The sequence below is a fragment of the Halomonas sp. RT37 genome (assembly GCF_040070525.1).
Lineage (GTDB): Bacteria > Pseudomonadota > Gammaproteobacteria > Pseudomonadales > Halomonadaceae > Halomonas > Halomonas litopenaei.
Map to the genome: position 1 here is coordinate 1,119,992 of NZ_CP098827.1, position 24,279 is coordinate 1,144,270.

The window sequence follows — 24,279 nt, forward strand, 5'->3', positions numbered from 1 at the left end:
CGATTCGACGGCAACATCGAGGGAGTAAAACGATGGCCAGGATAGTTATCTCGGAATTTATGGATGAGCAGGCGGTGGCCTGGCTCGATGAGCACCACGAAGTGCTGTGTGACACCCGTCTGGTCGAGGATCGAGGACGCCTTCTGGACGCGGTGGCCGACGCCGATGCGCTGATCGTGCGCAATCGGACCCAGGTCGATAGCGAACTTCTGACACGGGCGCCGCGCCTCAAGGTGGTGGGGCGTCTTGGTGTCGGACTCGACAATATCGACCTCGGGGCCTGCGCCGAGCGCGACGTCGAGGTCAAGCCGGCCCAGGGTGGCAACGCCGGCTCGGTGGCCGAGTACGTGATCGCGGGGGCGCTGATGCTGCGCCGAGGTGCCTACGCCTCGACCCCGGCCATGTTGGCAGGGGAGTGGCCCCGCCAGGCGCTGATGGGGCGTGAGGTCAGCGGCGCGAGGTTGGGTCTGGTGGGCTTTGGTGCCATCGCCCAGGTCACCGCCGGGCTCGCCCGGGCCCTCGGTATGGAGGTGCTGGCGTTTGATCCCCACCTGCCGGCCGAGTCTGCGGCCTGGGGCCAGACCCAGCGCTGCGAGACGCTGGAAGCGCTGTTGGCCGAGGCCGACGTGGTCAGTCTCCACGTGCCGCTCAATGACCAGACCCGACACCTGCTGGACGCCGATCGCCTGGCCGTCATGAAGCCCGGCGCAGTGGTCATCAACGCCGCCCGCGGTGGGGTGGTGGACGAGCCGGCACTGGCCGAGGCGCTCACCAGTGGACGCCTGGCGGGGGCCATGCTCGATGTGTTCGAGCAGGAGCCACTTGGCGCAGGCTCGGTGCTCGAAGGGGTGCCCCATCTGGTACTGACCCCGCATATCGCCGGGGTGACCGAGGAGTCCAACGCGCGTATCAGCCAGATGACCGCCGAGAACGTGGTTGCGGTACTGACGCCGGAGGGGGTGGCATGAGCCAGACGACAACACTTGCCCGCGAACAGGCGCGGGAACTCGCCATGGAGGCGATGCGTGCCAGAGGCTTCCCCGAGCGCGAGGCCGCCATCACGGTGGAGGCGCTGCTCGACGCCGAGCGTGACGGTCTGCCGTCCCACGGGCTCTCGCGCCTGCCGTTCTATCTGGACCAGGCCGCCAGCGGCAAGGTCAACGCCGGTGCCATACCCAGGGCCGAAGCCGATGGCGCGGTGGTGCGGGTCGACGCCGACCATGGACTGGCCTTTCCGGCCATCGCCAGCGGGCTGGAAGCCGGCTTCGAGGTGGCGCGGCAGCAGGGGCTATGCGCGGTTTCCATCGGACGCTCTCACCACTTTGGTGTGGCCGGTGCGCCGGTGGAGCGAGCGGCTCGGGAGGGCTTCATGGCGCTGGCATTCAGCAATGCACCGTCGGCCATGGCGCCCTGGGGTGGTCACAAGCCGCTCTACGGCACCAACCCCATCGCCTTCGCCTGTCCGCGACCCGAGGGCGAACCCATGCTGCTGGACCTGTCGCTGTCCAAGGTGGCCAGGGGCAAGGTGATGCTGGCGCGCAAGGCCGGCAAGCCGATTCCCGAGGGCTGGGCGGTGGGGCCGGATGGGGCGCCTACCACCGATCCGGAGGCCGCCATCCAGGGCAGCATGGTGCCGGCAGGAGACGCCAAGGGGGCGGCGCTGGCGATGATGGTGGAGCTGTTGTGCGCGGGGCTTTCCGGTAGTCGCTTCGGTTTCGAGGCGGGGTCTTTCTTCGAGGCGCAGGGAGAGCCACCCGGGGTCGGTCATTTGATGCTGCTGTTCGACGTCGATCGCTTCGCGCCCGATGTACTCGCGCGCTGTGAAGTGCTGTTCGCCGCGATGCTCGAGCAGCCGGGCGTACGCCTGCCCGGCGACCGGCGCCACCAGCTGCGACGCCAGAGCCATGATCGGTTGACGCTGCCGACGGCGGTGGTGGATGACCTGACGGCCATTGCGGCTTCCTAGACGTGCGGTTTCCTGGATAGCGTTCGCGGATACAGTTCGCGGACAGCGCCTAGAACGACTTTCTCGAATAGCTTTGCTGAATGGCTTTATCAGCCAGCTCAGCCACCCTACTGGCCGATTCCGGCAGGTGGCGGCGCCGTCGATCCCCGTAGCTGGACGCTGGCATCCAGGTGCAGGTCGCTGGGCCGCTCGCGATGGCGAATCCACGTCATCAGGGCGTCGGCGGCATGCACTCCGATGTCACTGGCGGGCACCGAGACGGTGGTCAGCGATGGCGACATGTAGGCCGCCTGGGGCAGGTCGTCGAAGCCGGTAATCGACAGTTCCCGAGGCAGGTCGAGCCCGCGTCGCTGGGCCTCGAGCAGGGCGCCGAAGGCCAGGGTGTCATTGCCGCAGAGCAGCGCCGTGGGCGGGGAGGGCATCTCCAGCAGTCGGGCGCAGGCGTCGGCGCCCTCGGCGACACCATACTCCACTACCTCGACGTCTGGCGCCGGGCAACCGGCAGCGGCAATCGCATCGCTGAACCCCTCGAAGCGGGCCCGGGCACGGTCATTGTGTTCATAGGGTGCGGTGACGATGGCGAGGTGGCGGTGGCCCAGGTCGATCAGGTGGCTCGCCAGCTGTCTGGCGGCGCCGCGATTGTCGAAGCCGATACAGGGGGCTTCGGCCTTGTCATGGGTCTGCCAGCTGGTGAGGAAGGGCAGTTGACGCTGGTGAAGCAGACGGTAGGCGTCGGCAAGGTGTTCATGGCCGATCAACACGACGCCGTCCACGCCATGCTGGACCAGCGTCCGCAACGCCTGCAGTTCGTCCTCGAGGTCGTAGCGGTAGGTGGCCAGCAGCAGACGACAGTCATGCTCCTTGAGGCGCCGCTCCAGGCTGTTGGCCATGGTGCCGAAGATCGGGTTGTCGAGGGTCGGTACCAGCAGACCGATGGCGCCGATGCGGCGTGAGGCCAGTGCACGGGCCGAACCATCCGGCACGTAGCCGAGGCGGCCGACGGCAGCCTCCACTTTCTTTCGCAGGCGGTCGCTGACGTGGGGTGCGCCGTTGAGCACCCGCGAGACAGACGCCGTCGAGACCCCGGCCTCCCGGGCCACATCTTCCAGCAACGCTCTGGTGGGACGATCGTTCATCTGGCCTCTCCTGGGTGGCGCCACCGGTGTGATCCGATCGGCGCCACGGTTGCGGCTAAAGTCGAAGGTCCTTTACAGGATTCTGGCTGGACAAGTCCTATAGAGGAATCTACCTTGAATAGTGCGCCATGTAAGCGCTTACAATTATAGCAGCAGACAGCGTTGATCGTAGTTCACTGCTGCATTTTTGCCTCGTTAGCCTGACCACGGCTTCGAGCGGAGCCGGTCCAGGCTCAGCAAGATCGACAACGACGCGTACCACCAAATACAACGAGAGTCGGGAGTCGCCACCCATGTCCAGGTCGTCTTCGTCCTCAGCCAAGTTGATGTTATGGCTGTCGATATGTCTGTTCGCCGCCTTTTTCATCAACGTCGCCATCCAGCGCTATGTACCGGGAATATGGGCGCTGGAAGCCGCCTACGAGGCGGTGCTGTTGACGCTCGCTACCGCCTTCTTCGTCTCTGCCTGCCTCAAGTTCGAGGGCAAGGCGCCGTCTGGCGCCAAGCCGGGCACGCCAACCACACAACAAGGACAATGACCATGCGAGATTTCATCACCAATGACAGCGGTGCTCCCAGTCAGCCGGAAAGACGGCTGTTCATGGGCACCGTGGCGAAGTTCGGTTTTACCGCCGCGGTGGTCGGTGCGGTCGGCGGTGCGTTGTTCTCGGAAAGCGCCATGGCGGCCACCGCCAAGGAAGAGTCCGAGCGGGAAGCCGCCGCCGAGAGCACCATTGTACTCGCCACCGGCTATACCCTGGGTGCCTCGCGGGCCTATCCGATCATGCAGCTCAACTTCAAGGAGAACCTGCAGAACTTCTCCGGCGGTCGGCTCTACGTGAAGCTGGCGCCCGGTGGTCAGCTTGCCACCGGCGGGGCGCTGATCTCGATGGTCCAGAACGGTTCCATCGCCATCGCCCAGCATTCGCTGTCCAACCTGTCGTCCTTCGCCCCGGAAGCCGACCTGGTGAACATTCCCTACTGGTGTGGCGAGAACCAGCGTCTGATCAATCTGGTGACCTCGGACGCCTGGCGCGACACCGTTCACCACAAGGTCGAGGAGCGCGGCTTCAAGGTGCTGTCCTATATCTGCATCGACCCGAGGACCGTCGCCGTGCGCGAGGGCCTGCTCGATGGCCCGGTGCGGGTCCCCGATGACATCTCCGGCATCAAGTTCCGGGTGCCGTCCTCGCAGATCCTGCAGCAGGTCTATCGACTGGCCGGTGCCAACCCGACGCCGGTGGCCTGGGGCGAGACTTCGTCGGCGATCAAGCAGGGCGTGGCCGATGCCCTCGACCCTAGCGTCCAGGCCCTGCTGGTGTTCGGCTTCACCGACGTGCTGTCCAGCATCTCCACCATCCAGTCGGTGCCGGATGCCCAGGTCTACACCTGCAACAAGGCCTGGTTCGACAGCCTGGATAGCGCGCTTCAGGACGCCGTCATGCAGGCGTCTGATGTCACCTTCCGCGAAAACCTCGCCAAGGTCCCGGCGGCGCGAGCCTACGCCCATGACCAGATGCGCCTGGCCGGCGTCGAGGTCTACTCCCTGAGCGACGAGGAAAAGGCCCAGTGGGTCGAGCGTTGCGGCCATCAGCTGCCCGCCTGGGACGACACCAAGCGTGAACTGGCGGGGTCGCTGGAGGCATTCGACAAACTGCTGGCCGCCACGGAGGTGCAAAATGGCTATTTCGTCGACAGCAACGCCTAAGGACACGCGCTGGCGCGCCCTGCGCCTGCGCTGTGACGACGTCGATCGCCGCACCGAGCGCTGGCTGCTGCTGACCTTCTACGCGCTGATCATCCTGACGGTGGCGGTGGAAGTCATTCGCCGCTTTGCCCTCAACTACTCCTCTGTCTGGGGCGAGGAGCTGGCGCGCTATGCCTTTATCTACCTGGCCTGGCTCGCCGCCGCCGCGGCGGTCAGGGACCGCGCCCATATCCGCATCGATGTGCTGATCAACCTGGGCGGGCCTCGCATGAAGCGCCTGGGCTGGTGGATCTCGGATATCGCCACCCTGGTGCTGGCGGTGTGGGCGCTGTACCTGTCGATCTCCCCGGTGCTGACGTCGATCAACTTCGGTTCGGTCACCGCGGGGCTGCGGGTTTCCCAGGCGTTCTTTCTGGCCGCCATCCCGGTGGGCTTTCTGCTGATCGCCTGGCGGGTGGTACAGAGCATGCTGGCGGATATCCGGCGCATGCAGCGTGGTGATCCGGTCTTCGATGGCCAGAAGCTCTTCGACTGAGGGGGACCGTCATGGAATTCATGGAAATTCAACAGGCTGCGGCCTCCCTGGACTGGACCTTCTATGCGCCGCTGGCGGCGCTGATCGTGATGATCCTGGTCGGGGTGCCGGTGTGGGTCGCCATCGGTCTCGGCACCCTGGGCATGCTGACCTTTACCGAGACCTTGCCGCTGTCGGTGTTCGGCGAGTCGCTGTTCGAGGGCATCAACGCCTTTGCGCTGATCGCGGTGCCGCTGTTTATCCTGACCGGTGATGCCCTGGTGCGCTCCGGGCTTTCCGGCAAGCTGCTGGATGTGGCCGAGGCCAGCGTCGGCGGGCTCAAGACCGGCCTTGGCAGCTCAACGACGCTGGGCTGCGGCTTCTTTGCCTGCATCTCCGGCTCGGACGCGGCGGGTGCCGCGGCGGTGGGGCGCATGACCATTCCCCGGCTGGTGGAGCGCGGCTATCCGTTGCCGGCGGCCTGTGCGCTGGTGGCCTCCGGTGCCTGCACCGGCATCCTGATCCCGCCATCGATCGCCTATATCGTGATGGGCCTGGTGCTGGGCATGTCCGCCTCGACGCTGTTTCTGGCGGCGGCGATCCCCGGGGTGATGGTGATGATCTCGGTCATGGCCACCAATATGGTGCTCAATCGCATCTACGGCTTCGAAGGCGATCGCGAGCGTTTCTCCTGGCGACGCTGGATCGACACCGTATGGGACGCCCGCTGGGCGCTGTTCGTACCGGTGGTGATCCTGGGCGGCATCTACACCGGCATCTTCACTCCTACCGAGGCGGCATCGGTGGCCGTGGTGGTGGTGGTCATCATCGGCCTGCGCCAGGGGCGCCTGACGCTGGGTGACATTCCGCGCATGCTGGAGAGCTCGGCGCGGGTTTGCGGCGTCATCGTGCCGATCATCGCGGTGTCCCTGCCGCTGGCGCAGAGCCTGGCCAGCCTCGATATCCCCCAGACCCTGGTCAGCGGAATCAGCGGTGTCACCGACGCCCCCTGGCTGATGATCCTGATGATGATCGGTATTCTGGTGCTGGCTGGCTGCGTGATGGAAACCACCCCCAACATCGTCATCCTGGCACCGCTGCTGCTGCCACTGGCGCTGGAGGCGGGGATGAACGAGTTCCACTTCGCGATCCTGATGGTCACCACCCTGGGCCTGGGCTTCATCACGCCACCGCTGGGACTCAACCTGTTCGTGGTATCCGGCTTGACCCGCTGTTCGGTGCTGTCGATCGCTCGCTACGCGCTGCCGTTCGTGCTGGGGATGCTGATCGTGGTGTTGATGATCGCTTATTTGCCTTGGTTGTCGACCTGGGCGATAGGGTAGGGCTCGTCTGAAAAGTGCCTGCGCTCGGTAATACGGCGTTAAAAATCGGATCAAAATGCTCATTTACACCCCGTAAACTGCGCTTTCTCACCGATTTTTGCCTTGTCTAACCTTCGCTCGTCGACTTTTCGGACTGAGCCCAGGGAGAGGTTGGGGGAGAGCTGTCTTCCCCCTTTTTTCAACGGATTTGTAAGCGCTTACAAAAGTGTGGACGTAAAGATACGAAGCGAGGGCAAGGGCGACGCTAGGCGACTGGCTGGCCCACGCCTCGCCAGAGCAACACTCACCAGAACAACGACGCCGTCGGCGCATCACGGCCGAGTCGACGGCACACCCTAGGCACTGCGCATGCTCAAGACTCAAGCATGTGTGGCGACCGATACCGGCCGATGACCTCAAGGAGACTCAACATGGCGATTCACTACTACAAGCAAGCCGACAAGAATGCCTCCAGCAACGACACCCAGACCCATGAAGTCGTCTCGCGCATGCTCGCCGAGATCGAGGCCGGGGGAGAGGCCAAGGCGCGGGAGTACTGTCGCGAACTCGACGGCTGGGAAGGCGACGTCATCGTCAGCCGTGACCAGATCGAGGCGGCCAGGGAGAAGGTCCCCGAGCAGCTCAAGCAGGATATCCACTTCGCCTATGAGCGCGTCAGCCGGTTTGCCGCTGCCCAGCGCGACAGCATCCAGGGCTTCGAGACCGAGCTGTCTCCGGGCCTGTTCGCCGGGCAGAAGCTGATCCCGATGGAGACCGCCGGTTGCTACGTGCCCGGTGGCCGCTACGCGCATATTGCCTCGGCGATCATGAGTGTGGCCACCGCCAAGGTGGCCGGGGTCAAGAACGTGGTGGCCTGTTCGGTGCCGCGGGACGAGAACGGCATCCACCCGGCCATCCTCTATGCGATGGATCTCGCCGGTGCCGACGTCATCCTGCAGATGGGCGGGGTTCAGGGCATCGCCTCCATGGCCTTTGGACTGTTCACCGGCAAGCCCGCCGACATTCTGGTCGGCCCGGGCAACCGCTTCGTCGCCGAGTCCAAGCGTCAGTTGTTCGGACGCTGCGGCATCGACATGTTCGCCGGGCCCACCGAGATCGGCATCATCGCCGATCACAGCGCCGATCCCGATATCGTGGTCGAGGACCTGGTCGGCCAGGCCGAGCACGGCCCGGATTCGCCGGCCTGGCTGTTCACCACCTCGCGCGAACTGGCTGAAGCGGTGGATCAGCGCATCCAGGCGCGTATCGATGACCTGCCGGAAACCCAGCGCAAGGCCGCCGACGCCGCCTGGCGCGACTACGGCGAGATCATCGTCTGCGATACCCGGGAGGAAGCCGTCGAGGTCAGCGATCGTTATGCCTCCGAACATCTGGAACTGCAGGTGGAGGATCTGGACTGGTGGATGGAGCGCCTCAACAGCTACGGCTCGCTGTTCGTCGGCGAGGAGGCTTCGGTGGCGTTCGGCGACAAGTGTTCGGGTACCAACCATATCCTCCCGACCAAGGGGGCGGCACGCTACACCGGCGGGCTGTGCGCCCAGAAGTTCCTCAAGATCGTGACCTACCAGCGCCAGAGCCGCGAGGCCACCCGTACCGTGGCCGCCACTGCCGCCAGGCTGTCGCGCTGCGAGGGCATGGAAGGCCATGCCCGTACCGGCGATATCCGTCTGGCCAAGTACTATCCCGATGAGCGCTTTGTGCTGGCGGTGGAAGAGGACGTATGACCATGCGCCCCGATTTCGACCTCGACGGGCGGGTGGCGCTGGTCACCGGGGGCAGCAGCGGGCTGGGTCTTGCCATCGGCGAGGCACTGGCGGCGAGCGGCGCCCGGGTGGTGCTGGCCGCCAGGCGTCAGGACGCGCTGGATGCGGGAGTGGAGCGGATTCGGAGCATGGGCGGCCAGGCGGCCGCCCTCAGCGCCGACCTGGCCGACGCCAGGGGCCTCGAAGAGGTGGCACGTCGCGCCACCGAGGCCTTTGGCGACCCCCAGATTATGGTCAACGCCGCCGGGGTGAACCTGCGCCAGCCGGCAGAAGAGGTCGATCTGGCCTCGTGGGAGCTGACCCTGCAGCTCCACCTGGGCACGCCGTTCTTTCTGTCACGGGCGCTGGTGCCGGGGATGCGCGCGGCGGGCTACGGTCGCATCATCAACCTGGCCTCGCTGCAGTCCAGTCGTGCCTTTCCCGACAGCGCCCCTTATGGCGCCGGCAAGGGCGGCATCGCCCAGCTGACCCGCGCCATGGCCGAGGCCTGGTCGCGCCATGGCATCAACGCCAACGCGCTGGCGCCGGGATTCTTTCCTACCGAGCTGACTTCGCCGGTGTTTGACGACGCGGCCAGGTCCGAGGCGCTGGCGCGCCAGACCGCCATTGGCCGTAACGGAAGGCTTGAGGATATCGCGGGACCGGCGGTATTCCTGGCGTCCCCGGCCTCGGCCTACGTCACCGGACAGATCCTTCACGTCGATGGCGGCTTTACCGCCAAGTGATTCAGGAGACTCACCATGCAAGCCTTGTTCTACGTCGGTCGCGAGCAGATGGAGATGCGTGGCACCGAACCCGAGCCGCTCAAGCCGGGGGAGTCGCGGGTGCAGGTGGAGGCCACCGGCATCTGCGGTTCCGACCTGCATGCCTACCATGGCCATGATCCCCGGCGGGTGCCGCCGATGATCCTGGGCCACGAGGTCGCGGGACGGGTGGTCGAGGGCGCCTGGAAGGGCAAGCGGGTCACCATGAACCCGCTGATCGTCTGCGGCCACTGCGAGTACTGCCAGGCCGGGCGCCAGAATCTGTGCGAGAACCGCAGCATGATCGGCATGAATCGCCCCGGCAGCTTCGCCGAGACGGTCAACATCGCCGATCACAGCCTGATCGAGCTGCCACAGACGCTTAGCGCCGAGGTCGCCGCCATGACCGAGCCGGTGGCGACTGCAGTGCATGGTATTCACCGCCTGGAGCGGGTGCTCGATCGCCCGCTGGCGGAGTCCCGGGTGCTGGTGATCGGTGCCGGCGCCATTGGCCTGATGACCGCCTTGATCCTGCGCCAGCGCGGGGTGCGCTCGCTGCGTATCGCCGATCTCAACCCGCTGCGCCGGGAGGCGGCGCTCAGGGTCGGGCTCGAGGCCTTCGACCCGCGCGAAGCGCCGCCCCGGGCCGACTCGGTGGAAGCGGTGTTCGACTGTGTGGGAGCTGGCCCCACGCGCAAGATGGCGGTGGCCTCGGCTAGTCCTGGTGGCGCCATCATGCACCTTGGTCTGCAGGACAACGATGGGGTCACGGATACCCGCGCCATCACCTTGAAGGAGCTGAGTTTTCTTGGTGCCTACACCTACAGCTTCGGTGATCTTCGCGCTGCCGTCGCACTGCTCGACGCCGGTGCGCTGGGGGAGCTGTCCTGGGTCGAGAAGCGGCCTCTGGCCGAGGGGCCGGCCGCCTTCGAGGAGCTGGCAAGCGGGCGCAGCGCCGCCGCCAAGGTCATTCTGTATCCGTAAGGGCCGCGTTGGCACCGAGCAGCGCTTTGAACAGGCGATGTCGAGTGGACGCGCTGTGCGTCGCCTGTTGCTTCACCAGCGCTTTTGCCAGCGCTATCTGTCATCCTTTTGCCAGTCCTGTCGCCAGCGCTATCTGTCATCCTTTCGGCTATCTTCTGGGTTCATCCGGTCGGCAAGGTGGCGCAGATGTTCGACGTTTTTTCTGAGCGAATAAATAGCTGAGTGAGCGCTTGTTCAATCGTGAAAGGGCGGTCGACCTCAGGCTGCATTTTCCGTTGTTGTTCGCTGGAGGTTGCCTTCAGGGTGTGATCACGCCGCCAGACCGGGCACGCCGGGCCTGGGAGGCTCGGAAGGGCATAAGGTTACACCCCGCTTCGTGCCGGTTCTCTTAATGGATTCAGGTGGTTGCTCTCACATTGCAGTGCACAAATTACTGGCGATCCCCTCTTGTGCAGACTAGCCACAAGAGGTAACACTGGTAGGAATGACAACAAGAAACCATAACAAGCAATCGTAATAACGTTGGCCACATGGGAGATCCATCGTGAAGATAGGAGCACCAAGGGAACGGCATAAGGGCGAGGCGCGTGTCGCGCTGACGCCCGAGAGCGCCGGACACATTCAGAAGCTGGGTCACGAGTGCCTGATCGAGACGGGCGCAGGTGAGCTTGCCGGCTTTACCGACGCCGCCTATGAAGAGGCCGGTGTCACTATCGTCGACAGCATGGAGGCGGTGTTCGAGCAGGCCGACGTGGTCGTCAAGGTGCGCGAGCCACAGAAGGAAGAGTCCGACCTGCTGCGCCAGGGCCAGACCCTGATCAGCTTCTTCTGGCCGGCCCAGAACGAGGAGATGCTCGAGACCTGCAAGGACAAGGGTGCCAGCGTCGTCGCCATGGACATGGTGCCGCGGATTTCCCGCGCCCAGAAGATGGATGCGCTGTCCTCCACCGCCAACATCGCCGGCTATCGCGCGGTGATCGAGGCAGGCAACCAGTTCGGGCGCTTCTTCACCGGTCAGGTTACCGCCGCGGGCAAGGTGCCACCGGCCAAGGTGCTGATCATCGGTGCCGGCGTCGCCGGTCTTGCCGCCATCGGCACCGCCACCAGCCTTGGTGCGGTGGTGCGTGCCTTCGACGTGCGCCCCGAGGTTTCCGAGCAGATCGAGTCCATGGGCGCCGAATTCCTGTTCCTCGATTTCGAGGACTCCCAGGACGGCTCCGAAAGCGGTGGCTATGCGGCGCCCTCCAGCCCCGAGTTCCGCGAAAAGCAGCTCGAGCTGTTCCGTCAGCAGGCCCCCGAGGTGGATATCGTCATCACCACCGCCCTGATCCCCGGACGCCCGGCTCCCAAGCTGTGGCTCGAGGACATGGTCAAGGCGATGAAGCCGGGCTCTGTGGTGGTCGACCTGGCCGCCGAGAAGGGCGGCAACTGCGACCTGACCAAGCCTGATGAGCGCGTGGTCACCGACAACGGCGTCATCGTGGTCGGCTATACCGACTTCCCGTCGCGCATGGCCACCCAGTCGTCGCTGCTGTACTCGACCAATATCCGTCACATGCTGACCGATCTGACGCCGGAGAAAGACGGCAAGATCGTTCACGACATGGAAGACGACGTGATCCGTGGCGCGACCGTCACCCACCAGGGTGAGGTCACCTTTCCGCCGCCTCCGCCCAAGGTCAAGGCCATCGCCGCGGCCAAGCCGAAGCCCAAGGAGAAGGAGCCGACACCGGAGGAGCGCAAGGCTGCCGAACACGCCGCCTTCATGAAACAGACCAAGAGCCAGGTCACCATGCTCGCGGTCGGCGGTATCGTCATGGGGCTGCTCGGTCTGGTGGCGCCGGCGTCCTTCATGCAGCACCTTATCGTCTTCGCGCTGGCCTGCTTCGTCGGTTTTCAGGTCATCTGGAACGTCAGTCACTCTCTGCACACGCCGCTGATGGCGGTGACCAATGCGATTTCCGGGATCATCATCCTCGGTGCCGTGCTCCAGGTGGGCTCGGGTAGCTGGTTGGTCGCCTTGCTGGCGGGCATCTCGGTGCTGATCGCTTCCATCAACGTCGTGGGTGGCTTCCTGGTGACACGCCGGATGCTGGCCATGTTCCAGAAGTCCTGAACCGCGGAGAGACGAAATGCTAGGACAACAATTCGTAACCGCCGCGGCGATCGCGGCGAGTGTGCTGTTCATCCTCTCGCTGGGGGGACTCAGCAATCAGGAAAAGGCCAAGCGCGCGGTGTGGTACGGCATCGTCGGTATGGGCCTGGCGGTGTTCTCAGTCATGCTCGGCCCGAACATCGGCAACTACTGGCTGATGATTCCGTTGATGATCGTCGGTGCCGTGGTCGGCACCATGGTGGCCAAGCGGGTCGAGATGACCCAGATGCCGCAGCTGGTGGCGGCGCTGCACTCCTTCGTCGGTCTGGCGGCGGTGTTCGTCGGCTGGAACGCCGAGATGGAACGTGCCCGGGTGCTGGCGCTGAAGGCGGCCGGTGAGTCCCTCGACGGCCTGTCGGCGTTCGCCGCTACTCTGGCCTACAAGACACCTGCCGAGCTGACCTTCCTGCAGGTCGAGGTGGTGCTGGGCGTGTTCATCGGTGCGGTGACCTTCACCGGCTCGGTGATCGCCTTCGGCAAGCTGGCCGGCAAGATCGACGGCAAGCCGAAGAAGTACCCCGGCGGTCATGCACTGAACGCCGGTGCCGCGATTCTCTCGCTGGTGCTGGCCATCGCCTACCTCAACGGTGCCGGCTTCTGGACCCTGTTGCTGATCGCGCTGCTCGCCTTCTTCATCGGCTGGCACCTGATCCTCGGCATCGGCGGCGCCGACATGCCGGTGGTGGTGTCGATGCTCAACAGCTACTCGGGCTGGGCCGCGGCCGCTATCGGCTTCACCCTGTCCAATGACCTGCTGATCGTCACCGGTGCGCTGGTGGGCTCCTCCGGTGCCATCCTGTCGTACATCATGTGCAAGGCGATGAACCGCAACTTTGTCAGCGTCATCCTCGGTGGCTTCGGCGGTGCCCAGGGGCCGGCCCAGGAGATCGAGGGCGAGCAGGTGTCGATCGACGCCGGTGGCGTCAGCAGCGCCCTCAACGACGCCGACAGCGTGATTATCGTGCCGGGGTATGGCATGGCGGTGGCCCAGGCCCAGAACGCGGTCAGCGAACTGGTGCGCAAGCTGCGCTCCGCCGGCAAGGAGGTGCGCTTCGGCATCCACCCGGTGGCGGGTCGTCTGCCGGGCCACATGAACGTGCTGCTGGCCGAGGCCAAGGTACCCTACGATATCGTGCTGGAGATGGACGAGATCAATGATGACTTCGCTTCCACCGACGTGGTCATCATCATCGGCTCCAACGACATCGTGAACCCGGCCGCCCAGGAAGACCCCAATAGCCCCATCGCCGGCATGCCGGTGCTCAAGGTGTGGGAGTCCAAGCAGGTGTTCGTGTGCAAGCGTGGTCAGGGAACCGGCTACTCGGGCATCGAGAACCCGCTGTTCTTCAAGGAGAACACCCGGATGTTCTACGGCGATGCCCGGGCCAGTATCGATTCGCTGATTCCGCTGATCGACTGAACTGAGCCGCGTGTAGTACAGGGCTCCTCTTTAGAGGGGCCCGACGACGCCCCTGTTTCAAGGGGCCCGAAGACGCCCCTCTTCAAAGGGGCCCGACGACGCCCCTTTCGAGGGGCGTTGCTCGTTGTGGCACCAGGTCAGTCAAAGTGGCGACGAGATCCCTCGTCGTGACGTCAGATTCGGTACAATCCACCAAGACTCATCGACTGCGGAGCAAGCATGACCGACATGGACACCAGGGTGGCGGTGCTGGGGGGCGGGAGCTTCGGCACCGCTCTGGCCAGCATCGCCGCCGATAACGGCTTCCACGTGCGCCAATGGCTCAGGGACGGCGCGCTGGTGGAAAGCATCAATCGTGATCATCGCAATCCGCGCTACCTGCCCGACTACGCCATTAACCCCAGGGTCGAGGCGTCCACCGAACTTGAGTGGGTGCTCGAGGAGGCCATCCTGGTGCTGGTGGCGATTCCCTCCAAGGCCTTCGCCGAGGTGGTGCGCCAGGCACGTCCCTGGCTCAAGCCCGAGCAGATTCTGGTCAGCACCACCAAGGGTATCCAGGAGGATGGCTTCAAGCTGATGAGCCAGATCCTCGAGGACGAGACGGGGTTTGCCCACGTGGGCGTGCTGTCCGGGCCCAACCTGGCCTCCGAGGTGGCCCAGAAGCAGCTCACCGCCACGGTGATCGCCAGCCACGACGCCGAGACGCGATCGCGGGTGCAGGCGGCGCTGGGCTGTGACTATTTCCGCGTCTACGCCAGCAATGACCGCTACGGGGTCGAGCTTGGCGGTGCGCTCAAGAACATCTACGCCATCGCCGCCGGCATGGCAGCGGCGCTGGGCATGGGCGAGAATACCCGCAGCATGCTGATGACCCGTGCGCTGGCCGAGATGAGCCGATTCGCCGTATCCCAGGGCGCCAATCCGATGACCTTCCTGGGGCTGGCCGGCGTCGGCGACCTGATCGTGACCTGCTCGTCGGAACTGTCGCGCAACTATCGCGTCGGCTTCGCGATGGGCAAGGGGCAGAGCCTGGACGAGGCGGTGGCGTCTCTCGGCCAGGTGGCCGAAGGGGTCAATACCGTCAAGCTGGTGCGCGACAAGGCCGACGCCGAAGGCGTCTACATGCCGTTGGCGGAAGGGCTCTATCAGGTGCTGTTTCGCGGCGTGCCGGCCCGTGACATGGCCAAGCTGCTGATGCGCGGCGAGCAGAGCAGCGATGTCGAGTTCGTGCTCCCCCGCGAGGACGTCAAGCAGGACCGGCGACAGACGGAGGCCAAGAATGGCGGATAGACTCTGGATCATGCGTCACGGCGAGGCCACTCCGGGCTTTCCCGACGAGGCGCGCAGGCTGACCACCCGCGGCGAGGACGAAGCTCGCGCCATGGGGCGCTGGCTGGCGAGTCGTGACGACATCGACTGGCGTCGGCTCAAGGTGCTGGCCAGTCCCTACGTGCGTGCTCAGCAGACCGCCGCCCTGGTGCTCGACGCTCTGCCGGACGAGGTGAGTCTCGATACCCTGGACATCATCACCCCCGACGATTCCCCCGAGGCCGTGGTGGACTGGCTGACGCTGGAAAGTGACGAGGGCCCGCTGCTGCTGGTCAGCCATATGCCGTTGGTCGCGGCCCTGACCGGGCTGCTGGCGGAGGGCAGGGCAGGGGCCGGGGTGGGCTTTGTCACCGCGGCAATCGCCGAACTGGAAGCCGATGTCAGAGCCGCTGGTTGTGCGCGGCTGGTGGGCATGACCACGCCATCGTCACTTCGCTGACCCTGACCGCAGTAGTTGGAGTGGTGCGAGCGACGTGTCTGCCATATTTCGCACTCGATAGAACAGGCCCGTCACTGGCGGGCTTTCACCTGAAGGGACGCCCATGAGCTTTTTCGTCAACAACCGCATCTTCGTCAATCCGGGCTTCGAGGACGAGTTCGAAGAGCGCTTTCGCCGTCGCGCCGGAGAGATCGACAAGCAGCCGGGCTTTGTCGCCATGCGTGTGCTGAGGCCACTGGGCAACCAGGCGCCCTACGTGGTGGAGACCCAGTGGGAGAGCCAGGCGGCGTTTCGTGCCTGGGTCGGCAGCGACGACTTCAAGCGTGCCCACGCCAACCCGCTGCCGGCAGAGGCCACCCGCGAGGGCGGCGGTATCGAGCAGTTTGAGGTGGTCGAGGGGACTGAAGCCAAGGGCTGAACTAGGCACTTTTCAGACAAGCCCTAGATCAGCCCGTTGAGCCGCAGGGCGAAGACACCCACCGTCACGCTGATGCTGGCCACCAGGGTGGTGAGGGCGATGATATTGGCCGTCAGGATCTCATCGCCGCCCATGGCCTTGGCCATGACGAAGGCCGCCGCCGCGGTGGGGCTTGCGAAGAACAGAAACAGCACGCCCAGCTCGGCGCCACGAAAGCCAAGCCCAAGTGCCGCCAGGGTGGCCACCAGCGGGATCACCACCATCTTGGCGAGGCTTGCGCTGACGGCGGTGCGATAGCTGGTCTTGAGCGCCCGGGTCGAGATGGTGGCGCCGATGCAGATCAGCGCCAGCGGCAGGGTCAAGGAGGCAAAGTAGTCACCGGTGGTCTCGATCCACTCGGGCAGGCTGACCTGCAGCGCTGCCAGGGGCGTGGCGACCACCACCGCCAGGATCAGCGGATTGGTCAGGATATGGCGGAAGATGCTGTTCCAGTCGATGGCCTTGCGCCGGCCGTCCTCGTCCAGTTGGTACGCCGCCAGCACCACCACCGACAGCACGTTGTAGCAGAGGATTACCACCCCCAGCAGCAGACTCCCCAGCGATAGCCCCACCTCGCCGTACATGCCGTGGGCGAGTGCCAGGCCGACCACCCCGCAGTTGCCGCGAAAGGCGCCCTGTACATAGACCCCGCGCTGGTGACGCTTGACCCTAAGCGCAGCGTAGCCCCAGGCGAGAACGAAGCTTGCAATGGTGGCCAGTGCGAAGAAGGCCAGCATCCAGGGGTTCAGGGTGCGTTCCAGATCGGCGCGGATCAGGCTGAGAAAGAGCATGGCCGGCAGGGTGGCGCGAAACACCAGTCGCGACGCCGTATTGACGAAGGCCTGATCGATCCAGCCGAGTCGCTTGAGCGCAATGCCGATAAACACCATGGCAAACACCGGCAGGCTGATGTTGAGCGTCGACAGGAAGACATCGATCAATGACATGGGCGCGCTGTGAAGCCTCTTGATGGTGGCGCCGGGTCGTCCACAAGGGATCAGAGAGGTGCGCCTTGAACTTTGGTCTCAATTTACCATAGCGTCCCTTGTCAGTCCTGAAACAAGTCGCTAACTTGTACTTTGTATGATGTATGACATGATGGGGAATCGAAACCCTCATGTCCGTTCACGACGAAGACAGGAGGACGTTTCGGTGAAATTTTCCCATGCACAGGTCAAGCAGGCGATCAGCGATGGTCTGCTGTCCTTTCCGGTCACGGACTTCGACGCCGAAGGACGTTTCGACGCCGAGAGCTATCGCGCGCGTCTCGAGTGGTTCATCAGTCACGAGATTTCGGCGGTGTTCGTCGCCGGTGGCACCGGCGAGTTCTTCAGCCTGTCGCTGGAAGAATTCCGCGCGATCGTCCGTCTGGCCGTGGAAGTCGTCGATGGCAAGCTGCCGGTGATCGCCAGCGCCGGTCTGAGCGTGGCCACCGGTTCCGAGTTCGCCCGCATCGCCGAGGAAGAGGGCGCCGACGGTATCCTGCTGATGCCGCCCTACCTGACCGAGTGTCCCCAGGACGGCCTGGTGGAATACGCCAGCCAGATATGTCAGTCCACCAGCGTCAGCGTGATCTATTACAACCGTGGCAACGGCGTGCTCAACGCTCAGTCCGCCAAGCGGCTGGCCGACGCCAACCCCAACCTGGTGGGGCTCAAGGACGGCAAGGGCGACATGCAGGCGCTCAACCGCGTGATCAAGACCGTCGGCGATCGACTGGCTTACGTCGGTGGCGTGCCCACCGCCGAGATCATCGCCGAGGCCTACCTGGCGGTGGGCGTAAACACCTACTCCAGCGCGGTGTTCAACTTCGTGCCGGACATGGCGGTGACCTTCTACAAGGCCCTGCGTGCCGGCGACAGCGACACCGTGCGCAAGATCTCCCGCGAGTTCTTCCTGCCCTTTGTCGCCCTGCGCGACCACAAGGCAGGCTACGCCGTCAGCCTGATCAAGGCCGGCACCGACCTGATCGGCCGTCCGTCCGGCGCGGTGCGTGCCCCGCTGGAAATGCCAAGCGATGAAGAGCGCAAGCAGCTCGAGCAGCTGATCGAGCGCGCCCGATCCTTCTGACCGAGGACGGTCGCTAGCGCTACGGTGTAGACCGCCCCTCGATCTGGCCCTTCGTCACGATCCTCCCGTATCGAAGGGCACCACTCGTCCAGCCACCAACAACCATTTCAATGAGGTGACTTCATGAGCATGCCAAGACTCTCTTTGCCCCTGACCCTGACCGCTACCGCCCTGGCGACCTCGCTGGCCTTGGGTAGCGCTGCGGCGCTGGCCGCCGACGGGCCCCTGCGCGGTAACATCCGTGTGGTCATCGGCTCCAGTTCCACCGGTGGCGACACCTACCAGAACTCCGCCATCGTGGTGGACCAGCTGTCCGAGGCGCTGGACCTGAACATGAAGGTCGACGCGGTGGGCGTCAGCGCTGCCTATCGCGCCCTGGATCGTGATCCTCGCGGCAACACTCTGATGATCTTTCATGACCAGGCCTACCTGGGGAATCAGTACGGGGTCGAGGGCTACAAGGACCCGTTCGAGAATTACATCATCGGTCCGACCATCGCGATCAATCCGGGCAATGCCTACCTGGTGCCCAAGGACTCGCCCTACCAGACCCTGGACGACATCATCGAAGCGGTCGGCAGTGGTGAGACCGTGCGCGTGGCGATCCAGCCTGGTGGCGTCTCCGAGATTGGCTACACCGCACTCAAGAACGCCATCCGCATCGAGCACCCCGGAATGGAAGACAACCTGGTGGCGGTCAATACCGGCTCCCAGGCCGACAAGAACCAGCTGCTGTTCGATGACCAGGCGGACTTGATCAACGGCTCGGTGCAGGCCAACGAGCAGTACACCCGTCTGCCTGAGGATGACCAGAAGGCCATGCGCTTCGTCTGGCTGACCGCACGCCATGACACCCTGCAGCAGGCCAACGAGGAAGGTCTGGGTCAGACCGACCGCGAGACGCTGCTGCAGTTCGTCGAGCCCAACGTCGAGGTGACCATGGGAGAGGGCGAGAACTTCGCCTTCGATAAGGAATTCTTCTTCCTCTACAACAAGGACATGAATCCAGAGATCGTCGAGCAGATCGACGCCACCCTGGAAGAGATCTACGCCGAAGGCGAGATCCAGGAGGCCCAGAAGACGTCGTTCTTTATTCCTGACTTCATGCCCTCCGAAGAAGCCCAGGCCCACCTGCGCGAGAAGGCCGACCGCTACGCCGACATCATCGACAGCATCAAGTAAGGGACCGCTGCCGGCGGCTTGCCCGCCGGCATCCTTGTACTTGTCCGTCCACACAACTCGCAAGGCTCTCCCGTCAGGCCTGCCCCGGAGCCGCTATGGAAACCTCACCGTTGAGTGTGTCGATCGACTTCGACAGCTCTCACCTGTTCTTCCCCACGATCATTCACTGGGTACTGGCGTTGCTGTTCGCCCTGATCGTGGTGTTTCGCCTTGTTCCTTTCTTTGCTGCGGTCAAACGCGGCGAGAAAACGTTGCCGATCATCGGCGAGTCCATGGACGGATTTCGTTTCTTCGGCACCCTGGTGCTGATCACCGCCTATTTCGTGCTCATGTCGGTGGTGGGGAACCTGTTCCCCTATACCGGCTACGGCTTTCTGTTCGTGTCCATCGTCTTTCTGTTCTTGATGTCGATGATGTACATGCACACCCGCACCCGCCGCAAGGTGATCACCGCCGCGATCAATGCCGTGGTGGCACCCTCACTGGCCTGGCTGATATTCGCCAAGCTTTTTTACATCACCTTGCCGTAGGGGAGAGTTGACCCATGGAACTTCTGTCCTACCTCGATATCACCTTTTTCCTGCTGGCCGCGATCGGTGCCTTGATCGGCATCATCTTCGGCGCTATTCCCGGCATGACCGCCACCATGGCGGTGGCCGTGTGTCTGCCGCTGACCTACGCCCTCGGCCTCGAGCATGGCCTGGCACTGCTGCTTGGCCTCTACGTCGGCGGCATCTCCGGCGGTATGGTGCCGGCGGTGCTGCTCAATATTCCCGGCACGCCCTCGTCGATCACCACCACCTTCGACGGCTACCCCATGGCGCAGAAGGGCCAGGGCGAGAAGGCCCTGCGCGTATGCGTCGTGGCGTCGCTGGTGGGTGGACTTGTCAGCGCCCTGGTGCTGTTCTTCTTCGCTCCCTTGCTGGCCGAGTTTTCGATCAAGTTCTCCTATGTGGAGAAGTTTCTGATCATCTTGCTGGCGCTGACGGTCATTGCCTCCATGTCCAGCAACATGTTGATCGGTATCTTCAGCGGTGTACTGGGCATCTGGCTGAGTCTGATCGGCACCTACAGCCTGTCCGACGGCGGTAACGGCAAGACGCGACTGATGTTCGACTTCATGCAGCCCTATCTGGTGGATGGCTTTGCACTGCTGCCGGTATTGATCGGGATCTTCGGCATCTCGACCATCCTGCTGGAGGCAGAGAAGGGTGTGAAGAGCGGTCTGTCCGGCGCCAAGATCGAGATGGGCAAGGGCGGTGGTTTCACCTTCGGCCTGTTCAAGGGCCGCCTGACCAACCTGATGCGCTCGTCTTTCATCGGCACCTTCGTCGGCATGCTGCCGGGGGTCGGCGGCAGCGCCGCCTCGGTGCTTGCCTACACCCAGGAAAAGAACCTGTCGCGGGATTCCAGCCAGATGGGCAAGGGTGCGCCCCAGGGGCTGATTGCTTCCGAGTCGGCCAACAACGCCTTGACCGGTGGCGCCCTGATCCCGCTGTTGTCGCTGGGGATCCCCGGGGACTCCACCACGGCGGTATTGATCGGTGCCTTCACCCTTCAGGGCATTCAGGTGGGGCCGTTGTTCATCCCGGAAAACCAGGACACCTGGACGGTGATGATGATCGCTCTGGTGTTCGCCAACATCGTGATGTTCTTCCTGATGTTCTACGCCATCAAGTACATCGCCCGGGTGGTGCTGGTGCCCAAGTACGTGCTCTATCCGATCATCGTGATGATGTGCGTGGTCGGCGCCTACGCCATCAACTACGGCATCATGTTCGACGTCTGGACGCTGCTGATTTTCGGCATCTTCGGTTACCTGATCGAGAAGATCGGGCTCGAGGTCGCGCCTTTGATCATCGGCTTCATTCTGGGCAGCTCCGCCGAGGTGTACTTCGTCAAGAGCCTGGAATCCTTCGGCACCTTCTCGATCTTCTTTACCAAGAGCCCCATCGCGCTGGTGCTGTGGGGGCTGATCGCCGCGTCCATCGCCTTCTCCATCGTGCTGGGCATCAAGACCCGTGCGCGTCAGAAGATGGAATTGAGTCAGGTGTCTGGCACCACTTCTGGATCGGGAGAACGTCATGACGGCTGAACCCAGGACCAACGAGAGCCGCGTGATCCGCGTCCATCCAGGCGACAATGTCGCCATCGTGGTGGGCCAGGGCGGATTGCCCCGGGGTACCCAACTGGATGATGGCGTGGCGCTGGTGAGCGACATTCCCCAGGGCCACAAGGTGGCCCTGGCGGATATCGCCGAAGGTGAGCGCATCCTGCGCTACAACGAGGTGATCGGCACGGCGCTGTCGGCCATCCCGCGCGGTGGCCACGTCAACGAGAACAACGTCAGGCTGCCGATACCACCGAAGCTCGACGAGCTGCCTCTGGCGACCCGCAAGGCGCCGGTGGTCGAGCCACTCGAGGGCTACACCTTCGAGGGCTTTCGCAACCCTGACGGCAGCGTCGGCACCAGGAATGTGCTCGGCATCACCACCAGCGTGCAGTGCGTGGCCGGTACCGTCGATCACGTGGTGGCGAAGATCAAGCGAGAGCTATTGCCGCGCTTCCCCAACGTCGATGACGTGGTCGGGCTCAACCACAGCTACGGCTGCGGGGTGGCGATCGGCGCGCCGGCGGCGATCGTGCCCATCCGCACGCTCAGGAACCTGGCGCTGAACCCCAACTTCGGTGGCGAGGTCATGGTCATCGGCCTTGGCTGCGAGAAGCTGCAGCCCTCGACTCTTATCGAGGACCGCCCGGTCAAGATTTTTGAGCGCAGCGAGGATGCCGCCACAGGTTCCGCCAACGACGACGCCAACGTGTTGAGTCTGCAGCACGAGTCCTTCGAAGGTTTCTGCGAGATGGTCGACGGCATCATGGCCATGGCCGAGCGCCACCTTGAGCGGCTGAATCGTCGCCGCCGGGAGACCTGTCCGGTGTCGGAGCTGACGGTGGGCATGCAGTGCGGCGGCAGCGACGCCTTTTCTGGGGTAACCGCCAATCCGGCGGTGGGATTTGCCACCGACCTGATCGTGCGTGCCGGCGGCAGCGTGATGTTTTCCGAAGTCACCGAGGTGCGCGACGCCATCCATCTGCTGACGCCTCGAGCGGTAGACGAGGAGGTCGCTCGGGCGCTGATCGAGCAGATGGCCTGGTACGACGACTATCTGGCCCAGGGCCAGGCCGATCGCAGCGCCAATCCGTCGCCGGGCAACAAGAAGGGCGGGCTCAGCAATATTGTCGAGAAGGCGCTCGGCTCGGTGATCAAGTCCGGCAATTCACCTATCGTCGACGTCATAGGCCCCGGCGAGCGCCTGCGCAAGCGCGGGCTGACCTTTGCCGCCACGCCGGCCAGCGACTTTATCTGCGGCACCCTGCAGGCGGCGGCGGGCATGAACCTGCAGGTCTTCACCACCGGGCGCGGTACCCCCTACAACCTGGCGATGACGCCGGTGATCAAGGTTTCCACCAACTCGACCCTGGGACGTCGCTGGCACGATCTGATCGACCTGGACGCGGGGCGCATCGCCACCGGCGAGGCCAGCATCGAGGACATCGGCTGGGAGCTGTTCGAGCTGATTCTCGAGGTGGCAAGCGGCCGTCACCAGGTCGCCGCCGACCGCCTGGGTCTCTACAACGACCTGGTGCTGTTCAACCCGGCGCCGGTCACCTGAGCGCTTCATCATCTTTAACCGAACATCCAAGAGGCAAGACTCCATGTTTCCCAAGATCACCAAGATGAACATCGTGCCGGTGGCCGGCGAAGACGGTTTTCTGCTCAACCTGAGCGGTGGCCATGCCCCCTGGTTCATCCGCTGTGTGCTGGTGCTGGAAGACGAGTCCGGCAATCGCGGCGTCGGCGAGATTCCCTCCAGTGACGGCATCCTCAAGGGGCTTGAGCAGTGTCGTTCGCTGGTCGAGGGCGCACGGGTCAACGAGGTCAAGCAGGTGCTGAGCCAGGCTCGCCAGGCGCTGTCGCAAAACGGCCCGGAGGAGCGCGGTCGGCAGACCTTTGATCTGCGCGTGGCGGTACACGTGGTTACCGCCATCGAGTCGGCACTTTATGACCTGTTCGGCCAGGCGCTGGGCATGCCAGTGGCCGACCTGCTCGGCCAGTACGGACGTCAGCGTGACGAGGTAGAGGCACTGGGCTACCTGTTCTTGCTCGGCGATCCGGACAAGACCGACCTTCCCTATCCCAAGGTCAGCGACCCGATAGACGCCTGGGACGAGGTGCGGTACCAGAAGGCGATGACTCCGGAGGCGGTGGCCAACCTGGCCAAGGCCGCCTACGCGCGCTACGGCTTCAAGGACTTCAAGCTCAAGGGGGGCGTGCTGCGCGGCGAAGAGGAGGCCGACTGCATCCGCGCCCTGCACGAGGCCTTCCCCGAGGCACGTCTGACGCTGGATCCCAACGGTGCCTGGTCGCTGGATGAGGCGGTGCGAGTGCTCGAGCCGATCAAGGAACTGTTGAGCTATGCCGAGGATCCCTGCGGCCAGGAAGGCGGCTACTCCGGTCGCGAGACCATGGCCGAGTTCAAGCGTCGTACCGGCCTTGCCACCGCCACCAACATGATCGCCACCGACTATCGTCAGCTGAAGCTGGCGGTCCAGCTTAACTCCGTGGACATCCCCTTGGCGGACTGCCACTTCTGGACCATGCAGGGGGCCGTGGCGGTGGGCGAGCTGTGCAACGAATGGGGCATGACCTGGGGCTCGCACAGCAACAACCACTTCGACATCTCGCTGGCGATGATGACTCACGTCGCCGCTGCCTGTCCTGGCGAGATCACCGCCATCGATACCCACTGGATCTGGCAGGACGGTCAGCGCATCACCAAGGAACCGTTCAAGATCGAAGGCGGCAAGCTGAAGGTGCCGACCACGCCAGGCCTTGGCGTCGAGCTCGACGACGACAAGCTGATGGAGGCCCATCGGAAGTACCAGGGCCTCGATGTCACCAGCCGCAACGACGCCATGGCCATGCAGTACCTGATCGACGGCTGGGAGTTCGATCCCAAGCGTCCTGCCCTGGTGCGTTAGCCTCGACTCGATGGCTCAGGTGCGAAA

General features: G+C 64.2%; 22 protein-coding genes. 20 read left to right on the forward strand and 2 right to left on the reverse strand.

The window, feature by feature from the left end:
* Positions 1 to 32: 32 nt before the first annotated feature.
* On the forward strand, positions 33 to 968 hold the full coding sequence (locus tag NFG58_RS05070) for a hydroxyacid dehydrogenase (protein ID WP_348827689.1): 936 nt from the start codon (positions 33 to 35) through the stop codon (positions 966 to 968).
* Complete coding sequence (locus tag NFG58_RS05075; protein ID WP_348827690.1) at positions 965 to 1,966, forward strand: Ldh family oxidoreductase; 1,002 nt, start codon at positions 965 to 967, stop codon at positions 1,964 to 1,966. Before NFG58_RS05070 ends, NFG58_RS05075 begins: the two co-directional genes overlap by 4 nt.
* Positions 1,967 to 2,073: 107 nt before the next feature.
* Here the strand turns inward: NFG58_RS05075 and NFG58_RS05080 are convergent, their stop codons facing one another.
* A complete protein-coding gene (locus NFG58_RS05080) occupies positions 2,074 to 3,102 on the reverse strand; it encodes a LacI family DNA-binding transcriptional regulator (RefSeq protein WP_348827691.1) in 1,029 nt (342 codons plus the stop codon).
* A gap of 293 nt (positions 3,103 to 3,395) precedes the next feature.
* Between NFG58_RS05080 and NFG58_RS05085 the strand changes: the two genes are divergently transcribed.
* The 12 genes from NFG58_RS05085 to NFG58_RS05140 all read left to right on the forward strand — a co-directional run bounded on the left by NFG58_RS05085 (position 3,396) and on the right by NFG58_RS05140 (position 15,918).
* A complete protein-coding gene (locus NFG58_RS05085; RefSeq protein WP_348827692.1) occupies positions 3,396 to 3,641 on the forward strand; it encodes a hypothetical protein in 246 nt (81 codons plus the stop codon).
* Between the two features lie 2 nt (positions 3,642 to 3,643).
* Positions 3,644 to 4,810, forward strand: coding sequence for a TRAP transporter substrate-binding protein (locus tag NFG58_RS05090; protein ID WP_348827693.1), 1,167 nt, complete (start codon positions 3,644 to 3,646; stop codon positions 4,808 to 4,810).
* Positions 4,782 to 5,345, forward strand: a complete 564-nt coding sequence (locus NFG58_RS05095; protein ID WP_348827694.1) for a TRAP transporter small permease — start codon at positions 4,782 to 4,784, stop codon at positions 5,343 to 5,345. Before NFG58_RS05090 ends, NFG58_RS05095 begins: the two co-directional genes overlap by 29 nt.
* Positions 5,346 to 5,365: 20 nt before the next feature.
* On the forward strand, positions 5,366 to 6,667 hold the full coding sequence (locus tag NFG58_RS05100) for a TRAP transporter large permease (protein ID WP_348827695.1): 1,302 nt from the start codon (positions 5,366 to 5,368) through the stop codon (positions 6,665 to 6,667).
* Between the two features lie 410 nt (positions 6,668 to 7,077).
* Positions 7,078 to 8,391, forward strand: coding sequence for a histidinol dehydrogenase (hisD, locus tag NFG58_RS05105; protein ID WP_108131471.1), 1,314 nt, complete (start codon positions 7,078 to 7,080; stop codon positions 8,389 to 8,391).
* Positions 8,388 to 9,155 carry an SDR family oxidoreductase gene (locus NFG58_RS05110; protein WP_348827696.1) on the forward strand — a complete coding sequence of 256 codons (768 nt, stop codon included), beginning with the start codon at positions 8,388 to 8,390 and terminating at the stop codon, positions 9,153 to 9,155. Before hisD ends, NFG58_RS05110 begins: the two co-directional genes overlap by 4 nt.
* Before the next feature lie 15 nt (positions 9,156 to 9,170).
* Positions 9,171 to 10,157 (forward strand): alcohol dehydrogenase catalytic domain-containing protein, encoded by a 987-nt coding sequence (locus NFG58_RS05115; protein ID WP_348815532.1) that lies wholly within the window; start codon positions 9,171 to 9,173, stop codon positions 10,155 to 10,157.
* A 544-nt stretch (positions 10,158 to 10,701) separates the two neighbouring features.
* Entirely contained in the window at positions 10,702 to 12,273 is a 1,572-nt protein-coding gene (locus tag NFG58_RS05120) for a Re/Si-specific NAD(P)(+) transhydrogenase subunit alpha (protein WP_108131474.1), read from the forward strand.
* A 16-nt stretch (positions 12,274 to 12,289) separates the two neighbouring features.
* On the forward strand, positions 12,290 to 13,732 hold the full coding sequence (locus tag NFG58_RS05125; protein ID WP_348827697.1) for an NAD(P)(+) transhydrogenase (Re/Si-specific) subunit beta: 1,443 nt from the start codon (positions 12,290 to 12,292) through the stop codon (positions 13,730 to 13,732).
* 219 nt (positions 13,733 to 13,951) lie between these two features.
* A complete protein-coding gene (locus NFG58_RS05130) occupies positions 13,952 to 15,022 on the forward strand; it encodes an NAD(P)H-dependent glycerol-3-phosphate dehydrogenase (RefSeq protein WP_045991813.1) in 1,071 nt (356 codons plus the stop codon).
* Complete coding sequence (gene sixA, locus NFG58_RS05135; RefSeq protein WP_348827698.1) at positions 15,012 to 15,500, forward strand: phosphohistidine phosphatase SixA; 489 nt, start codon at positions 15,012 to 15,014, stop codon at positions 15,498 to 15,500. The genes NFG58_RS05130 and sixA overlap by 11 nt, the downstream gene beginning before the upstream one ends.
* A gap of 103 nt (positions 15,501 to 15,603) precedes the next feature.
* Entirely contained in the window at positions 15,604 to 15,918 is a 315-nt protein-coding gene (locus tag NFG58_RS05140) for an antibiotic biosynthesis monooxygenase (RefSeq protein WP_045991811.1), read from the forward strand.
* 23 nt (positions 15,919 to 15,941) lie between these two features.
* Here NFG58_RS05140 and NFG58_RS05145 read toward each other — a convergent pair whose 3' ends face one another.
* Positions 15,942 to 16,904, reverse strand: coding sequence for an AEC family transporter (locus NFG58_RS05145; RefSeq protein ID WP_222515523.1), 963 nt, complete (start codon positions 16,902 to 16,904; stop codon positions 15,942 to 15,944).
* Positions 16,905 to 17,109: 205 nt separating this feature from the next.
* Between NFG58_RS05145 and kdgD the strand changes: the two genes are divergently transcribed.
* The 6 genes from kdgD to NFG58_RS05175 all read left to right on the forward strand — a co-directional run bounded on the left by kdgD (position 17,110) and on the right by NFG58_RS05175 (position 24,252).
* On the forward strand, positions 17,110 to 18,027 hold the full coding sequence (kdgD, locus tag NFG58_RS05150) for a 5-dehydro-4-deoxyglucarate dehydratase (protein ID WP_315900712.1): 918 nt from the start codon (positions 17,110 to 17,112) through the stop codon (positions 18,025 to 18,027).
* A gap of 123 nt (positions 18,028 to 18,150) precedes the next feature.
* Positions 18,151 to 19,209 carry an ABC transporter substrate-binding protein gene (locus NFG58_RS05155; protein WP_348827699.1) on the forward strand — a complete coding sequence of 353 codons (1,059 nt, stop codon included), beginning with the start codon at positions 18,151 to 18,153 and terminating at the stop codon, positions 19,207 to 19,209.
* A gap of 95 nt (positions 19,210 to 19,304) precedes the next feature.
* Entirely contained in the window at positions 19,305 to 19,739 is a 435-nt protein-coding gene (locus NFG58_RS05160) for a tripartite tricarboxylate transporter TctB family protein (protein WP_213231548.1), read from the forward strand.
* A 14-nt stretch (positions 19,740 to 19,753) separates the two neighbouring features.
* A complete protein-coding gene (locus tag NFG58_RS05165; protein WP_045991806.1) occupies positions 19,754 to 21,304 on the forward strand; it encodes a tripartite tricarboxylate transporter permease in 1,551 nt (516 codons plus the stop codon).
* Complete coding sequence (gene garD / locus NFG58_RS05170) at positions 21,294 to 22,883, forward strand: galactarate dehydratase (protein WP_348827700.1); 1,590 nt, start codon at positions 21,294 to 21,296, stop codon at positions 22,881 to 22,883. The genes NFG58_RS05165 and garD overlap by 11 nt, the downstream gene beginning before the upstream one ends.
* A 43-nt stretch (positions 22,884 to 22,926) precedes the next feature.
* Positions 22,927 to 24,252 (forward strand): enolase C-terminal domain-like protein, encoded by a 1,326-nt coding sequence (locus tag NFG58_RS05175; protein ID WP_348827701.1) that lies wholly within the window; start codon positions 22,927 to 22,929, stop codon positions 24,250 to 24,252.
* Positions 24,253 to 24,279: the final 27 nt, after the last annotated feature.

Coding starts and splice junctions, on each gene's coding strand:
- sixA (WP_348827698.1), top strand. CDS start 15,012: ATGGCGGATAGACTCTGGATCATGCGTCACGGCGAGGCCACTCCGGGC.
- NFG58_RS05090 (WP_348827693.1), top strand. CDS start 3,644: ATGCGAGATTTCATCACCAATGACAGCGGTGCTCCCAGTCAGCCGGAA.
- NFG58_RS05085 (WP_348827692.1), top strand. CDS start 3,396: ATGTCCAGGTCGTCTTCGTCCTCAGCCAAGTTGATGTTATGGCTGTCG.
- NFG58_RS05095 (WP_348827694.1), top strand. CDS start 4,782: ATGGCTATTTCGTCGACAGCAACGCCTAAGGACACGCGCTGGCGCGCC.
- hisD (WP_108131471.1), top strand. CDS start 7,078: ATGGCGATTCACTACTACAAGCAAGCCGACAAGAATGCCTCCAGCAAC.
- NFG58_RS05075 (WP_348827690.1), top strand. CDS start 965: ATGAGCCAGACGACAACACTTGCCCGCGAACAGGCGCGGGAACTCGCC.
- NFG58_RS05110 (WP_348827696.1), top strand. CDS start 8,388: ATGACCATGCGCCCCGATTTCGACCTCGACGGGCGGGTGGCGCTGGTC.
- NFG58_RS05155 (WP_348827699.1), top strand. CDS start 18,151: ATGAGCATGCCAAGACTCTCTTTGCCCCTGACCCTGACCGCTACCGCC.
- NFG58_RS05100 (WP_348827695.1), top strand. CDS start 5,366: ATGGAAATTCAACAGGCTGCGGCCTCCCTGGACTGGACCTTCTATGCG.
- NFG58_RS05115 (WP_348815532.1), top strand. CDS start 9,171: ATGCAAGCCTTGTTCTACGTCGGTCGCGAGCAGATGGAGATGCGTGGC.
- NFG58_RS05080 (WP_348827691.1), bottom strand. CDS start 3,102: ATGAACGATCGTCCCACCAGAGCGTTGCTGGAAGATGTGGCCCGGGAG.
- NFG58_RS05130 (WP_045991813.1), top strand. CDS start 13,952: ATGACCGACATGGACACCAGGGTGGCGGTGCTGGGGGGCGGGAGCTTC.
- NFG58_RS05145 (WP_222515523.1), bottom strand. CDS start 16,904: ATGTCATTGATCGATGTCTTCCTGTCGACGCTCAACATCAGCCTGCCG.
- NFG58_RS05165 (WP_045991806.1), top strand. CDS start 19,754: ATGGAACTTCTGTCCTACCTCGATATCACCTTTTTCCTGCTGGCCGCG.
- NFG58_RS05125 (WP_348827697.1), top strand. CDS start 12,290: ATGCTAGGACAACAATTCGTAACCGCCGCGGCGATCGCGGCGAGTGTG.
- NFG58_RS05140 (WP_045991811.1), top strand. CDS start 15,604: ATGAGCTTTTTCGTCAACAACCGCATCTTCGTCAATCCGGGCTTCGAG.
- garD (WP_348827700.1), top strand. CDS start 21,294: ATGACGGCTGAACCCAGGACCAACGAGAGCCGCGTGATCCGCGTCCAT.
- NFG58_RS05070 (WP_348827689.1), top strand. CDS start 33: ATGGCCAGGATAGTTATCTCGGAATTTATGGATGAGCAGGCGGTGGCC.
- NFG58_RS05175 (WP_348827701.1), top strand. CDS start 22,927: ATGTTTCCCAAGATCACCAAGATGAACATCGTGCCGGTGGCCGGCGAA.
- NFG58_RS05160 (WP_213231548.1), top strand. CDS start 19,305: ATGGAAACCTCACCGTTGAGTGTGTCGATCGACTTCGACAGCTCTCAC.